Source organism: Yoonia sp. (assembly GCF_046498525.1).
Taxonomy (GTDB): Bacteria; Pseudomonadota; Alphaproteobacteria; order Rhodobacterales; family Rhodobacteraceae; genus Yoonia.
In genome coordinates, this window is sequence record NZ_JAWOAN010000142.1 from 1 (window position 1) to 13,016 (window position 13,016).

At 56.7% G+C, this 13,016-nt stretch carries 17 protein-coding genes; 8 read left to right on the forward strand and 9 right to left on the reverse strand.

Annotation, left to right across the window (positions count from 1 at the left end; translation table 11 throughout):
* Positions 1-295, reverse strand: a 295-nt coding sequence (locus tag R6T97_RS09390) for an ATP-binding cassette domain-containing protein (RefSeq protein ID WP_410349034.1), incomplete at its 3' end; no start/stop codon positions are given.
* Between the two features lie 179 nt (positions 296-474).
* Here R6T97_RS09390 and R6T97_RS09395 point away from each other — a divergent pair.
* Positions 475-1,650 carry an acetyl-CoA C-acyltransferase family protein gene (locus tag R6T97_RS09395; RefSeq protein ID WP_410349035.1) on the forward strand — a complete coding sequence of 392 codons (1,176 nt, stop codon included), beginning with the start codon at positions 475-477 and terminating at the stop codon, positions 1,648-1,650.
* A 74-nt stretch (positions 1,651-1,724) separates the two neighbouring features.
* Positions 1,725-2,018, forward strand: a complete 294-nt coding sequence (locus R6T97_RS09400) for a Dabb family protein (RefSeq protein WP_410349036.1) — start codon at positions 1,725-1,727, stop codon at positions 2,016-2,018.
* Positions 2,019-2,020: 2 nt separating this feature from the next.
* Here R6T97_RS09400 and yaaA read toward each other — a convergent pair whose 3' ends face one another.
* A complete protein-coding gene (gene yaaA / locus R6T97_RS09405; RefSeq protein ID WP_410349037.1) occupies positions 2,021-2,791 on the reverse strand; it encodes a peroxide stress protein YaaA in 771 nt (256 codons plus the stop codon).
* A gap of 114 nt (positions 2,792-2,905) precedes the next feature.
* Here yaaA and R6T97_RS09410 point away from each other — a divergent pair, with 114 nt between their 5' ends.
* Positions 2,906-3,745: a fumarylacetoacetate hydrolase family protein gene (locus R6T97_RS09410; protein ID WP_410349038.1), complete on the forward strand. Its 840-nt coding sequence runs from the start codon at positions 2,906-2,908 to the stop codon at positions 3,743-3,745.
* Here R6T97_RS09410 and hspQ read toward each other — a convergent pair.
* On the reverse strand, positions 3,742-4,068 hold the full coding sequence (hspQ, locus tag R6T97_RS09415; RefSeq protein ID WP_410349039.1) for a heat shock protein HspQ: 327 nt from the start codon (positions 4,066-4,068) through the stop codon (positions 3,742-3,744). The genes R6T97_RS09410 and hspQ overlap by 4 nt on opposite strands.
* A gap of 80 nt (positions 4,069-4,148) precedes the next feature.
* Here hspQ and R6T97_RS09420 point away from each other — a divergent pair, with 80 nt between their 5' ends.
* The gene (locus tag R6T97_RS09420) at positions 4,149-5,030 is read left to right on the forward strand and encodes an AEC family transporter (protein ID WP_410349040.1); all 882 of its coding nucleotides are present in this window, start codon (positions 4,149-4,151) and stop codon (positions 5,028-5,030) included.
* A 75-nt stretch (positions 5,031-5,105) separates the two neighbouring features.
* A complete protein-coding gene (locus R6T97_RS09425) occupies positions 5,106-5,696 on the forward strand; it encodes a lytic transglycosylase (protein ID WP_410349041.1) in 591 nt (196 codons plus the stop codon).
* Between the two features lie 53 nt (positions 5,697-5,749).
* Here the strand turns inward: R6T97_RS09425 and R6T97_RS09430 are convergent, their stop codons facing one another.
* From R6T97_RS09430 to ttcA, 3 genes are all read right to left on the reverse strand, one after another.
* Positions 5,750-6,355, reverse strand: coding sequence for a LolA family protein (locus tag R6T97_RS09430; RefSeq protein ID WP_410349042.1), 606 nt, complete (start codon positions 6,353-6,355; stop codon positions 5,750-5,752).
* A gap of 117 nt (positions 6,356-6,472) precedes the next feature.
* The gene (locus R6T97_RS09435) at positions 6,473-8,068 is read right to left on the reverse strand and encodes a PstS family phosphate ABC transporter substrate-binding protein (RefSeq protein WP_410349043.1); all 1,596 of its coding nucleotides are present in this window, start codon (positions 8,066-8,068) and stop codon (positions 6,473-6,475) included.
* Positions 8,069-8,354: 286 nt separating this feature from the next.
* Entirely contained in the window at positions 8,355-9,233 is an 879-nt protein-coding gene (ttcA, locus tag R6T97_RS09440; protein ID WP_410349049.1) for a tRNA 2-thiocytidine(32) synthetase TtcA, read from the reverse strand.
* A 90-nt stretch (positions 9,234-9,323) separates the two neighbouring features.
* Here ttcA and R6T97_RS09445 point away from each other — a divergent pair, with 90 nt between their 5' ends.
* A complete protein-coding gene (locus tag R6T97_RS09445) occupies positions 9,324-9,860 on the forward strand; it encodes a DUF3833 family protein (RefSeq protein ID WP_410349044.1) in 537 nt (178 codons plus the stop codon).
* Between the two features lie 4 nt (positions 9,861-9,864).
* On the opposite strand, the gene yidD is transcribed toward R6T97_RS09445, so the two are convergent.
* Genes yidD through rpmH form a run of 3 tightly spaced genes read right to left on the reverse strand, consistent with a single transcriptional unit; the run spans position 9,865 to position 10,618 of the window.
* On the reverse strand, positions 9,865-10,086 hold the full coding sequence (gene yidD, locus R6T97_RS09450) for a membrane protein insertion efficiency factor YidD (RefSeq protein ID WP_410349045.1): 222 nt from the start codon (positions 10,084-10,086) through the stop codon (positions 9,865-9,867).
* Entirely contained in the window at positions 10,083-10,469 is a 387-nt protein-coding gene (gene rnpA / locus R6T97_RS09455; RefSeq protein WP_410349046.1) for a ribonuclease P protein component, read from the reverse strand. The genes yidD and rnpA overlap by 4 nt, the downstream gene beginning before the upstream one ends.
* A 14-nt stretch (positions 10,470-10,483) precedes the next feature.
* Complete coding sequence (rpmH, locus tag R6T97_RS09460; RefSeq protein WP_008231458.1) at positions 10,484-10,618, reverse strand: 50S ribosomal protein L34; 135 nt, start codon at positions 10,616-10,618, stop codon at positions 10,484-10,486.
* Positions 10,619-10,908: 290 nt separating this feature from the next.
* On the opposite strand from rpmH, the gene R6T97_RS09465 reads away from it, so the two are divergent.
* Together R6T97_RS09465 and R6T97_RS09470 are read left to right on the forward strand one after the other, a co-directional pair.
* On the forward strand, positions 10,909-11,640 hold the full coding sequence (locus R6T97_RS09465; RefSeq protein WP_410349047.1) for a TVP38/TMEM64 family protein: 732 nt from the start codon (positions 10,909-10,911) through the stop codon (positions 11,638-11,640).
* Between the two features lie 3 nt (positions 11,641-11,643).
* Positions 11,644-13,016: dihydrolipoyl dehydrogenase family protein (locus R6T97_RS09470; RefSeq protein WP_410349048.1), on the forward strand; the 1,373-nt coding region annotated here is incomplete at its 3' end.

The window sequence follows — 13,016 nt, forward strand, 5'->3', positions numbered from 1 at the left end:
AACTGGGGATCAGGTTGAATTGCTGAAACACGACCCCCACCGTGCCGCGGCGCAAGGCGGCGCGTCCGGTATCATCAAGGGTCGCGATGTCTTGGCCGTCAAGACGGATGTGGCCTTGATCCGGTGTATCCAGCCCGCCAATCAGATGAAGCAGCGTGCTCTTGCCGCTGCCGGACTCCCCCGTCAGCGCCAGCGTTTCGCCCGCGCCCAATGTAAGATCAATGCCGCGCAGCACCTCGAAAGGGCCATCGGCAGTTTGATAGGTTTTGTGAATATTCTGAACGGTCAACAACATGTTTTCGGGCCTCTGGATCAGAGGTAACACGCCCGCGCCGGAAGGAAACGCCCCCTGCGGCGATTAGAGTCAGGGCAATGAGGGGGCGGGCTCGGTTTGTGCCGGTTTGCCGTGACGTTTCCCTGTTTTTTCGTGCAAGCTGGAGTAGTGTCCTTCCAACACTGAATGGAGAAATTGACATGACCGATATCGTAATTCTGGGTGGTGCCCGCACGGCAATTGGCACTTTTGGTGGATCTTTGGCCGGAACATCCCCGATTGAACTGGGCACGATCGCCAGCAAAACCGCGCTTGAACGTGCGGGTGTTGCAGGTACGCAGGTGGGTCATGTGGCGTTTGGTCATGTTATCAACACAGAGCCCAAAGACATGTACCTTAGCCGCGTCGCCGCGATGAACGCAGGCGTGCCTGAAACGACGCCAGCGATGAACGTGAACCGCCTTTGCGGGTCTGGCGTGCAGGCCATCGTTTCGGTCATGCAGTCCCTGATGCTCGGGGATGCCGATTTCGGTCTTGCGGGTGGTGCCGAAAACATGAGTCGGTCGCCCTTTATCATATCCGATCAGCGCTGGGGCGCGAAGATGGGTGATATCGTCACGCGGGACATGATGCTTGGCGCGCTCAACTGCCCGTTCGGGACAGGGCATATGGGTGTCACCGCCGAGAACGTCGCGGGCGAGCATGACATCACCCGCGCAGATCAGGATGCATTTGCCCAGCAAAGTCAGGAACGCGCTGCGGCGGCGATTGCGGCAGGCTACTTTGAAAGCCAGATTGCGCCGGTTGCCGTAAAACAGCGCCGCGAAATGGTGGATTTCGTCACGGATGAACACCCCAAGGCAACGACACTGGACGCTCTGTCCGCTCTTCGTCCCGCGTTCCAGAAAGATGGATCCGTGACAGCGGGAAATGCATCCGGTCTGAATGATGGTGCGGCGGCGATTGTGCTGTCCACTGCGGAGGTGGCTGAAAGCGCCGGTCTGACACCGAAGTTCCGTATCCTGGGCTATGCCCATGCCGGTGTGCGCCCTGAGGTGATGGGGATCGGTCCCGTGCCTGCGGTCAACAACCTGCTGGCCAAGACCAAGCTGACGGTAAGCGATTTCGATGTGATTGAATCCAACGAAGCCTTTGCCGCGCAAGCGCTCGCCGTTTCCAAAGAATTGGGTTTTGATCGGACCCGCGTGAACCCAAACGGCGGGGCAATTGCACTGGGCCATCCGGTGGGTGCCACAGGTGCGATCATCACCGTCAAGGCAATGTATGAGTTGGAGCGCATCGGCGGCAAGCGCGCCCTGATCACCATGTGCATTGGTGGCGGCCAAGGGATTGCGCTTGCGATTGAGCGGATTTAGCGCAGGTCCGCCTCTTGCGGTTGCCTGTAGGTCGTGTTTCTAACAGTCAACGCCAACAGCGAGACGCATTTCCCGTGACCACACGCCCCACCCTTCGCCACGTTGTTTTCTTCAACGCCAAGGACAAGGCCGACATTCCGCGTATTGTGGAAGGTCTGGAACTTTTGGCCAGAATTCCGCATAGCACAGCCTTCGAGGTGCGCCGGAACACACAAAGCGACGCGCTCTCGTCCGAGGTCGATGTGATCGTCTATGCCGAGTTCGACAGTACCGAGGCTCTGGCCGCCTACAAGGCCGATCCGCTTTACGAAGCGTCGATCAAAGCGGTACGTCCCCTGCGCGACATGCGGATCGCAGCGGATTTTTAGGATCAGGTCGGATAATCACGCAGAAATACCCATTTGTTCCCTTCGGACAAATCAGGGTCATAGGCATAGCCGCCTGATGTGAAATCCTTGATCCCGCCGGCATCCTGCACGCGGTTTTCCACCACAAAACGTGCCATCGCCCCGCGCGCGCGCTTGGCAAAGAAACTGACAATACGCGGCTTGTCGTCCTTCACTTCCATAAAGACCGGCGTAATCACCCGCAGCTTCAGCGCCTTGTGATCCGCCGCACCGAAGTATTCCTGACTGGCACAATTGATCAGTGTGTCGGTACCTACGGCCTCTGCCTGTTCATTCAGCGCCTTGGCAATCGTGTCGCCCCAATACTCGTAAAGAGACTTGCCGCGCCGCGTTTTCAAACGACTGCCCATTTCCAAACGGTAGGGCTGGATGGCGTCCAAAGGGCGCAGCAATCCGTAAAGACCGGACAAGATGCGCAAATGGTCCTGCGCCCAAGCCAGATCGTCCTCTGACAGAGTTTTGGCCTCGAGCCCCTGATAGGTGTCGCCATTAAAGGCCAGTGCAGCCGGTTTCGTTGCATCGACGTCAGGCTCTGCGGCGAAGGCCTTGAACCGGTCGCGGTTCAGGCGCGCCAGATCGTCAGAGATGCTCATCAAACCTTTCAGTTCCTTCAGCGTCAGATTCTTGGCTGTCTTGGACAGGCGCACCGCGTCTTCCTGAAACGCGGGCGAGGTCGCGGGCACATCGACAGGGTCCATGTCGAGGGATTTTGCAGGGGAAACAACTACGAGCATTGTGGCATCCTTTTGGTCCTTGAAAGGGATGTAACATGGCAGACGGCATTGACCACCCCTATGGCATGCGACAGCGCACGTCGCTATGACTTGGCCAAACAAAGGAGAACTGTAATGAAACTATGCCGGATCAAAACAGCAGACGGGATCAAACCTGCGGCCGTCGAACAAAACAATACATTGCGCGCTCTGTCAGGACACGTTGCAGACATCAGCAGTACCGCGATCACACCTGAGGGTTTGGCATTGCTTGCGAATGTTGACTTGGCCACGCTGCCACAGATCATCGGCGATCACGCCCCATTTCTCAGCGATGCGCGTCGTATATTCTGCATTGGCCTGAACTTTTATGACCACGCAGCAGAAATGGGCCTTCCCATCCCGGAGCATCCAATCCTCTTCATGAAAGCCTGCGATGCAACCGGACCAACGGACCCTATCGTGATCCCGAAAGGCGCGGAGAAAACCGACTGGGAGGTCGAGCTTGGCATCGCCATAGGAAGTCCCGCGCAACATGTGACCAAAGCTGAAGCCCTTGACCATATCGCGGGATACTTTGTCGGGAATGACGTGTCCGAACGGCATTTTCAGATGGATTTTGGCGGGCAATGGATGAAGGGAAAATCGGCCAACAGCTTTGCACCGTTGGGCCCCTACCTTGTCACCAAGGACGAAATTGCGGACCCGCAGAACCTTGCCATGTCGCTTGAGGTGAACGGCGAAGCGATGCAGACCGGCTCCACCGCGACGATGATCTTTGGCGTCGCACAGATCGTGGCACATGTCAGCCAATTCGTCACCTTGCGCCCCGGCGATCTTATCCTGACGGGCACCCCACCGGGTGTGGGCGGGGGATACAAACCACCACGCTTTTTGAAAGCGGGAGACGTGCTGAGTGCAAAAATCGAAGGACTGGGCGCGACACGACATGACGTCGTGGCATTCAAAAGCTAGTTCAGTTGAACCTGCAAAGGATATTGCCCATCCTCGAACGGACCAAAGAGATCATCCAGATCAGGGTGATCTACCGGTTCGCCCGAGTAGTCAGCCACGAGGTTCTGTTCAGAGACGTAAGCCACGTAAAAGCTCTGCTCGTTCTCGGCCAAGAGGTGATAAAACGGCTGGTCCTTGCTGGGCCGGCTGTCTTCGGGAATAGCGTTGTACCACTCGTCGGTATTCGAAAACATGGCGTCCACGTCAAAGACGACACCCCGAAAAGGATGCTTGCGATGACGGACAACCTGGCCCAGATGATATTTCGCGCGTGTTTTGAACATGAACTCCTACTTGGGGCCAGTATATGTGTGCTGCAAGTGCAAAGTCTACGCCTGCAACCAAAAATTAAGGGAAACAGTCTGTGAACCTCGCCCTGACAGTGCTCAACATCACCGCGCCGGTGTTCCTTTTGGCAGCCGTCGGCTTCGTATGGGTCAAACTAGGGTTCGAGTACAGGGTCGAGTTTGTAACCCGTATGGCGATGACGCTGGCAGTCCCCTGCCTGATCTTTGTGGCGTTGATGAACATCGAGGTGGAGCCGCAGGCGCTGGCTGCTCTCTCCTTGGCGTCCTTTGTAGCCTACGGCCTTGTTATGGTTGGCAGTTTCGTTCTTGTGAAAGTCGCAAATCTTGATACGCAAACCTATCTGGCACCTCTGATTTTTGGCAACACCGGTAACCTTGGCTTGCCACTGGCGCTGTTTGCGTTTGGCGAAGTCGGGCTTGGCTATGCTGTCGTCGTCTTTGCGATCATGACGATCCTGTCGTTTACCATCGGTATCTCGATGGTCGCCGGTGCCGGGTCGTTCAAACGCGTTGTGCAGGAACCTCTTGTGGGGGCGACTTTGTTGGGTGCCTTGTTCCTGTGGCAAGGCTGGAAGACGCCCGAATTCCTGACAAACGCCATCGAACTGATCGGGCAGATGGCGATTCCGATGATGCTGATTACACTTGGCGTCGCCGTGGCGAGGCTCCAGACAAAGGCGATGACGCAGGCAGTCGTCTTGTCGGTGATCAAGGTTGTCATTTGTGTTGCAGCGGGTTGGCTCGCGGCCACTTGGTTCGGGCTTGATCCCGTTGCGGCTGGCGTTCTTATCGTGCAGGTTGCAACGCCGGTCGCAGTCACATCCTATCTGCTGGCCGAAAAATACGGAGCGGATGCACAAACGGTGGCGGGCCTTGTCGTGGCGTCCACCCTGCTTTCCGTGCTTATTTTGCCGCTGATCCTTGCATTTGTGATCTGACAGGGCCGCCTTGGGGATTCCCACACGGTGCGCTTTGCGCTATGCTTAAAAAAAACAAACATAAGCGAGAGGCAGATGAGCAGTTTCTTTCGCGCCATGGCATGTGTGATGCTTCTAGCAAGTTGCAGCGGTGGAACGGGTCATAACTCGGCACCTCGCAATCTTGATGATGCATGCAGTATCGTGTCCGAGCGCGCCGAATATCTTCGTGCATTCCGCGCAGTGGAACGCAAATATGGCGTGCCAGTGCCGTCGTTGATGGCGATCATCTATCAGGAAAGCAAATTCATCGGCAACAACCGGACACCGCATCGCTATGCGCTGGGTGTTATCCCCGTGGGTCGCCAGTCATCGGCGTTCGGCTATAGTCAGGCGCTGGACGGGACGTGGGGGGAATATCAGGATGGCCCCGGCGGGCGCCGTGCACGGCGCGATGACATTTTTGACGCCACAGATTTCATGGGATGGTACATGACGCAGACCGTCGCAGAGACCGGGGTAGCTATCAATGATACCCGCAATCAATATCTGGCTTATCATGATGGTCGCACCGGATTTAAGCGTGGCACATGGCGGTCAAAAAGCTGGCTGGTGCGAATCGCGGGCGAGGTCGAGACCCGCGCGGTCATTTATGACCAGCAGCTAAGATCCTGCCGGAAGCGCTGAACGCAGAAAGGCGGCGCGCACTGCGCCGCCTGTCCAAATACATGAACTTGCAGTCAGTTGCCGCGATTGCGCGTTTCTGCCCGAATGTTGAACAGAACGTCGCGGATCACGCTGCCTGAAATCAGATCGTTCAGAATGACAGTCGTTTCTGTTCCCACATCATCTGTCACGATCCATTGGCGCAATTCGGTCGGGTTTGCGGTAAACACCAACTGGATGCTGCCATAGTTTGGGTTTTCGGGGTCCTGCGCGGTAACGGTCGTCGTCGTGCCATCAGAGACCACATTGGTCACCATATCTGCACGGTCAAGATCGACATTTTCCTGCAAGATGATGCTAAGTGGCGTTTGGCTCAGGGGGTACCGTTCCGGTCCTGTGTTCGAGCGGGCATCAAAAACCGCCAGTTGACCACCGCCGGCCACCACCAACGCCTCTGACGGTGCATTGTATTCAAAGCGGATACGACCCGGCCGTTTGATATAAATCTGCCCTGTGCTGATCGTGCCGTCAGCGTTGATCTGCGTAAAACCACCCTGCGCAGTCTGAAGCTGGTTCAGATAGGCCGAGATTTGCGCAAGGCTGAGTTGCTGTGCCGAGGCTGCGCCCGCGAAAAGCGTCAATGCGACGGCTGCGATTATAGATAGGATACGTTTGCTCATGTCTTTTACCTATGTATCTGGGCGACGAAATGCACCCTTTGCATAGGCGATACAACAGCATGTGAACTGCTGTTAAGCGATATCATGCCATCTGATTATCAATAACGCGGTAGTCGCCTAGCGCAGCCACACTTCGACGCGGGTATACTCGGACCCGGCGACTTGGCCGTCGACACAGGTGGCTGGCGATACGTTGCCAAATCCGTATGACGACACCGAGTAGTCGCCGGAGGAAAGCGTTGACGCTGCCACGTCTTCCAGCAATGCCTTGAATTCGGCCGCCGCAACGGCAGAAGACCCGATGGCGGCCGCGTTGCCTGCCGAACTTTGGCCATAGCCTACGAAAATGATCTCGCGACCGTTGTTTTCGCCATTCTCGAGCAGTTCAACCAGATCAAGCAGCATCGCGCGATTCCATGCACCCTCGGGACCACTGGCAACGCCACCGGTCATCGTGGGCGACATACGCTCTGCATCGAACAAGACCTGAAACATCTGCGCCGCGGCAGCGCGCTGCGCATCATCAAAAGATGCCTCCAACAGACCGCTCAGGCGTCTGTTCTTTTTAGCAGTGTCCATCATCATCGCGCCATGATTGATGAAGCCTTCTTTCTCGATCAATCCCTGCGCAATGTCGGAGGAGGCAAAATCAAAGACCTCTGCCACCAGTCCGGTATTGGCCGCACTATTGTATGTCGCCATGATCGGGCGCACCAAAGGATAGTCGCCAGAGATGATATTGAACATCGTAGGTTCAACGGTGATCCCGCATGTGCCCGTAACATCCACAACAAGGGCTTCGTTTGCGATTGCAGTCGTCACGATGCTGACACTGCCCGGAAACTGGTTGATTGACGCCGAAACACCGGCCTCATCGGACATGGTCAGCACACTGCCCGAAATCTCTTTGCCGGCGGGCTCCATCACCAAACGCCGCACTTCTGCACCGATCACGGAATCCGGTGGAAGCTGAAGTGGCAGCACGGTGACATCCGCGCCACCGATCTGCGACCAGTTTGTGATCTCTCCGGCATAGATGCGCGCAAGATCGTTGACCGAGATTGCAGAGATACCGGCGTTGGGTGCCACGATGACGGAAAATGCGTTCAAACCCAAAAGCTGGTGCGACAAGTCAGTCCCGCGAGCCCATGCAGCGGGAGTATCGTACTCTGCCGGTGCGGTCCCGTTGAGAGACACCGAACCGATCACGATGTCCGCAGTCGCGTCACTCGCGCTGAGCGCCAAAGCCGCCGACTGACCCGTGCTTGCGTCCTGCACGAGCAATTCGCCTGCGGACGTGAGTTCTACGGTCATCGGGGAAGACTGCGTTACTGCATATGCACCGGCAATCGTGCGATGAAGGTCAGCGTAATCCGGTGCCGCAAAACCGATAGTCAGATCATCGGATGCGCTTGCAACCGGTGCGGCAGATACAGCAGAAGATGCGTCGACACCCGCAAAGGCACTGGCGGTCAGACCGAAGTCGTTCGAGGCGATAACCCCGTTACAGGCCACTCCGAAGCAGATCACTTCAGAAGCCGGAACCGCGACCCGGCCTACTGTGGTCTGCACCTGAACCATGACACCGTTGAAGCCGACAATTTCGCCTTCGACATTGATGAAGTTATCACTTGAGCGCAACTCGACCGACTGCGCCAAGAGCGCAAGAGGAGCAACGGAACAGAACAGTGTCGTAGCAATTCTTGAAAACATTTTATTTCGGAGCTCCAGCGATGAGTCAGGGCAGTATTATTGAGTGTTTTGAAGATATGAACACCGAAAACTGGCAAAACTAGGGAAATTGTCAAAACTGTTGGTGAATTGTGCAGGTTATCGCAACAATGAAGCAACCCTTATTTGTAGGGTCGCACGGTATATTCAGGTATCAAACTTGGAATAGCACTCCACACTCTCGCCACAATGTGACGATGACACGCGCCTCGCCAGACCACAAGCCGGTGATCGGTGACATCCATTGGAATCGTTTGTCAAGCAGCCCTTAACAATCACCTCCTGCGACATCGCCAGAACCTGCACTTCGCGACAAAGCTGTAAAATCAAACAGGTTTGGATCAAGCAAGTGCGAAGGCCGTGCGTTCATCAGCGACCGGAACATGATCTGTCGCCGTCCCGGGCTGTTTTTCTCCCAACCGTCCAAAATCTGTTTGACCTGTTGTCGTTGCAGACCATCCTGCGACCCGCACAAGTCACACGGGATAATTGGATAATCCATCGCCTTGGCGAATTTTTCGCAATCAGCCTCGGCTACATGGGCCAGCGGGCGATAGACGAACAGATCACCCTCTTCGTTGAGCAGCTTCGGCGGCATCGTGGCCAAGCGCCCTCCATGAAAGAGGTTCATGAAGAAGGTTTCAAGGATGTCGTCGCGGTGGTGGCCCAGCACGACCGCAGAGCACCCTTCCTCGCGCGCTATCCGGTACAGGTTGCCGCGACGCAAGCGCGAGCAGAGCGCACAGAACGTGCGGCCCTGTGGTACTTTATCCATCACAATCGAATAGGTGTCTTGGTACTCGATACGATGCGGAACGCCCATCTTTTCCAGAAACTCCGGCAAGACCGTCGCCGGAAACCCGGGCTGGCCCTGATCGAGGTTGCAGGCAAGCAGTTCCACAGGCAGCAACCCGCGCCATTTCAGTTCATACAGGACGGCAAGAAGCGTGTAGCTGTCCTTGCCACCGGACAGGCACACCAACCAACGCTCCGGCGGTGCGCCCGGGGCACGTGCCTCGCTTCCAATCATGCCGTATTGCCCGATCGCTTCACGGGTGTAGCGCACAATGCGCTTGCGCAACTTCTTGAACTCGGTCGTCGCGGGTGCGCCGTAAAACAGCGGATGGATTTCGGTTTCAGCTAACATATCCCCGATATGCCAGAACACCCTATCGCTGCCTAGAGGCATCCGAACTTCGTTCGGCTGCGTATCAGATATGAGAACACGGAGACCGAAATGCGCCTGATCCTTGCTGCCGCCCTTGCCCTGCTTGCCGCCTGCACCGGAAAACCGTCATTTGACGATCCCGGTCTAAGCGACCGCAAACTGAACCTTGAAGAGTTCTTTGACGGTGAACTTGTGGCCTATGGTCAGTTTCAGGACATTCTGGGCACGGTGCGCCGCAGTTTTGTCGTCACGATCGACGGTGACTGGGATGGTGAACGGCTGCGGTTGGTAGAGGACTTCGCCTATGAGGATGGCTCAACCGAGCAACGCATCTGGACTTTGACCAAGACCGGCGATGACAGTTGGGTCGGCACCGCCCCCGGTGTGATCGGCCAGGCAACAGGGATAGAGCAAGGTGACCGCTTCAACTGGAAATACGAGATTGATCTGCCGGTGCCTTCGGCCTCGGGCGAGACAGAAACGCTGCGGGTGACATTCGATGACTGGATGTGGCTTTTGGCCGATGACCGGTTGCTGAACCTTGCCTATGTCAAGCGTTATGGTCTGGATATCGGGGTGGTGACGATTTCATTCGAAAAACAGTAACCCGTCAGTCCGGCACGTTGTCGATGCCTGACCCACCCAAAGGGTGGCATCGCAGGATGCGGCGGATGGTCAGGTAGCTGCCCTTGATCGCCCCATGCTTTTCGAGTGCCTCCAGCGAATAGGCCGAACATGTTGGCTGATAACGGCAACTCATCCCCACCCAAGGTGAAAGCACCATGCGGTATGCCCGCACAGGCAAAGAAACAATGTAGGCAAGCGGGCTCATCCGTGGACCTTTTTCATGGCGCGGCGCAAATCTGCCACCAGCGTTTCAAAAGGTAGGGTCGCGGTCGTGTCTTTGCGACCCACCAGCACATAATCCCACCCTTCGCGGCCAAGTTCGGGCAGGACGATACGCGCAGCTTCGCGCAATCGGCGCTTGGCGCGATTGCGGGCGACGGCATTGCCAACCTTCTTGGAGCAGGTGAAACCGACCCGGATGCCCGTCGCTTCGTCTTCGCTGCGCTTGCGGGCTTGGAGGTGGATACCGGCGGTACCTTGGCGGCGGGCGTGGGCCGCACGCACAAAGTCGGCGCGCTTGGTCAATACGCAAACAGAAACCGCCGAAGTGCCTTGATCAGGCCCAACCGGCGGTTTCAAATCGGTCAAAACGGCTGCTGCGCTTACGCGCTCAGCTTCGCGCGGCCCTTGGCACGGCGATTGTTCAGGATTTTACGACCGGCCTTCGTGGCCATGCGTGCGCGGAATCCGTGACGGTTCTTGCGAACCCGGTTTGATGGTTGGAACGTGCGCTTCATAGCGTGCTCTCCGGTTTATGGCCAAATCCAAACGGTGGATTCGAAGCCGAACTACAATTCAGACCCGTCCTTTAGAGCGGGGCTGGCATCATGTCAACGCGCACAGGTGGGTGAAACTGCAACATTTCCCACATTTATGCTGTGTCAAATGTTTCAGTCTTCACGACCCAACCCCAAAAAAGTGAAACATCCAGAGCGCTTTGCATCAATGGCGCGTGATGTGGGTATCGCAAAAGGCTGCTTACGTCCATCTAGCCTACAACCGAAGAGACACTACAGGACCAAAAGTGATGACCGATATGATCGAAGCGCCAAGGAACCCGATACTCAAGAAACTGCCACTGATCATCATCTGCATCGTTGCCGTTATCGGTACTTTTTTCCTGCGCGACTACCTGACGTTCGAAGCGCTGGCCGAAAACCGCGAGGCCCTCCTCGCGTTCCGTGACGCCAACTATCTGCTGACTGTGCTGGCCTTTATCGCAACCTATGTCGTGATTGTTGCCTTCTCGCTGCCCGGAGCCACAATCGCCACGCTGACGGGCGGTTTCCTTTTTGCGACCTTCCCCGGAGTGCTTTTCAACGTCACGGGTGCCACGATTGGCGCAACGGCGATCTTCCTTGCAGCACGGTGGGGGTTTGGCGAAAAACTCGGTCAAAAGCTGGAAGGTTCCGACGGCATGGTCAAAAAGATCAAGGACGGGATCGACGAGAACCAGTGGTCCATGCTGTTCCTGATCCGTCTGGTCCCGGCTGTGCCGTTCTTTCTGGCCAATCTTATCCCGTCCTTCCTTGAGGTCCCGCTGCATCGCTTCGTGATCTCGACCTTCATCGGGATCATTCCGGGTGGGCTTGTCTACACCTCTGTCGGCGCCGGCCTTGGCGAGGTCTTTGCCCGTGGTGAAACCCCGAACCTTGGCATTATCTTCGAACCGCAGATCATCCTTCCCATCATCGGCCTTTGTGTGCTCGCTGCTCTTCCGGTCGCTCTCAGGGCCATTCGCGGCAAGAAAGGTCTTTAAGTCATGAACCGGATCAAAACAGATATCTGCATCATCGGCGGTGGTTCCGGCGGTTTGTCCATCGCAGCGGGCGCGGTGCAGATGGGGGCCAAAGTTGTCCTGCTGGAAGGGCACAAGATGGGTGGCGACTGCCTGAACTATGGCTGTGTGCCGTCAAAGGCGCTGATCGCGTCGGCCAAGCAGGCCTATGCCATGTCTCACGGCGCAAAATACGGCGTCAGCGACGTTGAACCCACAGTTGACTATGCCGCAGCCAAGGACCACGTCCACGACGTGATCGCGACCATCGCACCGGTCGACAGCGTCGAGCGTTTCGAGGGTCTGGGTGTGCAAGTGATCCAGAAGTTCGGCACCTTCATTTCGAAAACCGAAGTGCAGGCAGGCGACACAATCATTAAGGCACGCCGCTTTGTAGTTGCGACCGGTTCCGGCCCCTTTGTCCCGCCAATCCCCGGCATTGAGGATGTCACCTACTACACCAACGAAAACATCTTTGATCTACGCGAAAAACCTAAACATCTGCTCGTGATCGGTGGCGGCCCCATCGGGATGGAAATGGCGCAGGCCCACCGGCGACTGGGCAGTCAGGTCACTGTGATCGAAGGCATGAAGGCCTTTGGCAAGGACGACCCCGAGATGGCCGCCATCGTGCTGGAGAACCTGCGCGCCGAGGGCATTGACATCGTGCAAGAGGCGCAGGCCGAAAGGATCAGCCGCAAAGACGATATGATCACTGTACATACGCCAAAGGGCGACTTTACAGGCTCGCATCTCTTGATGGCCGTGGGCCGCAAGGTAAACACCGACAAGCTGGATCTTGAGGCGGGCGGGATCGCGCATGATCGCGCCGGACTGAAGGTCGGCGCGGATTTGCGCTCTGTCACCAACAAGAGGGTCTATGCGGCCGGAGACGTGGCCGGCGGGCTGCAATTCACTCATGTGGCAGGCTACCACGCCGGTGTGCTGATACGTTCCATACTGTTTGGCCTGCCCTCTAGACAACGCACTGATCACATCCCTTGGGCAACCTACACGGACCCCGAACTGGCTCAGGTCGGTCTGACCGAAGAGCAGGCGAAAAAGAAACACGGAGCCGCGCTGGAAGTTGTGCGCTTTGATTTTCACCACAACGACCGGCTGATCACCGAGCGGAAAACCAAAGGTCTGATCAAGGTCATGGTGGTTAAGGGCCGCCCTGTCGGAGTGTCTATCGCGGGTCATATGGCGGGCGAATTGATCGGCATGTGGGCCATGGCTATCGCAAACAAGATGAAGATGTCGGCCATCGCGAACACCGTTCTGCCCTATCCAACGGTCAGTGAGGTTAACAAACGGGCAGCGGGCGCTTACTTTAGTCCAAGACTATTTGAAAACCC

Coding starts and splice junctions, on each gene's coding strand:
- ttcA (WP_410349049.1), bottom strand. CDS start 9,233: ATGTTAGCTGAAACCGAAATCCATCCGCTGTTTTACGGCGCACCCGCG.
- R6T97_RS09445 (WP_410349044.1), top strand. CDS start 9,324: ATGCGCCTGATCCTTGCTGCCGCCCTTGCCCTGCTTGCCGCCTGCACC.
- yidD (WP_410349045.1), bottom strand. CDS start 10,086: ATGAGCCCGCTTGCCTACATTGTTTCTTTGCCTGTGCGGGCATACCGC.
- hspQ (WP_410349039.1), bottom strand. CDS start 4,068: ATGTTCAAAACACGCGCGAAATATCATCTGGGCCAGGTTGTCCGTCAT.
- yaaA (WP_410349037.1), bottom strand. CDS start 2,791: ATGCTCGTAGTTGTTTCCCCTGCAAAATCCCTCGACATGGACCCTGTC.
- R6T97_RS09430 (WP_410349042.1), bottom strand. CDS start 6,355: ATGAGCAAACGTATCCTATCTATAATCGCAGCCGTCGCATTGACGCTT.
- R6T97_RS09425 (WP_410349041.1), top strand. CDS start 5,106: ATGAGCAGTTTCTTTCGCGCCATGGCATGTGTGATGCTTCTAGCAAGT.
- R6T97_RS09410 (WP_410349038.1), top strand. CDS start 2,906: ATGAAACTATGCCGGATCAAAACAGCAGACGGGATCAAACCTGCGGCC.
- R6T97_RS09465 (WP_410349047.1), top strand. CDS start 10,909: ATGACCGATATGATCGAAGCGCCAAGGAACCCGATACTCAAGAAACTG.
- R6T97_RS09395 (WP_410349035.1), top strand. CDS start 475: ATGACCGATATCGTAATTCTGGGTGGTGCCCGCACGGCAATTGGCACT.
- rpmH (WP_008231458.1), bottom strand. CDS start 10,618: ATGAAGCGCACGTTCCAACCATCAAACCGGGTTCGCAAGAACCGTCAC.
- R6T97_RS09435 (WP_410349043.1), bottom strand. CDS start 8,068: ATGTTTTCAAGAATTGCTACGACACTGTTCTGTTCCGTTGCTCCTCTT.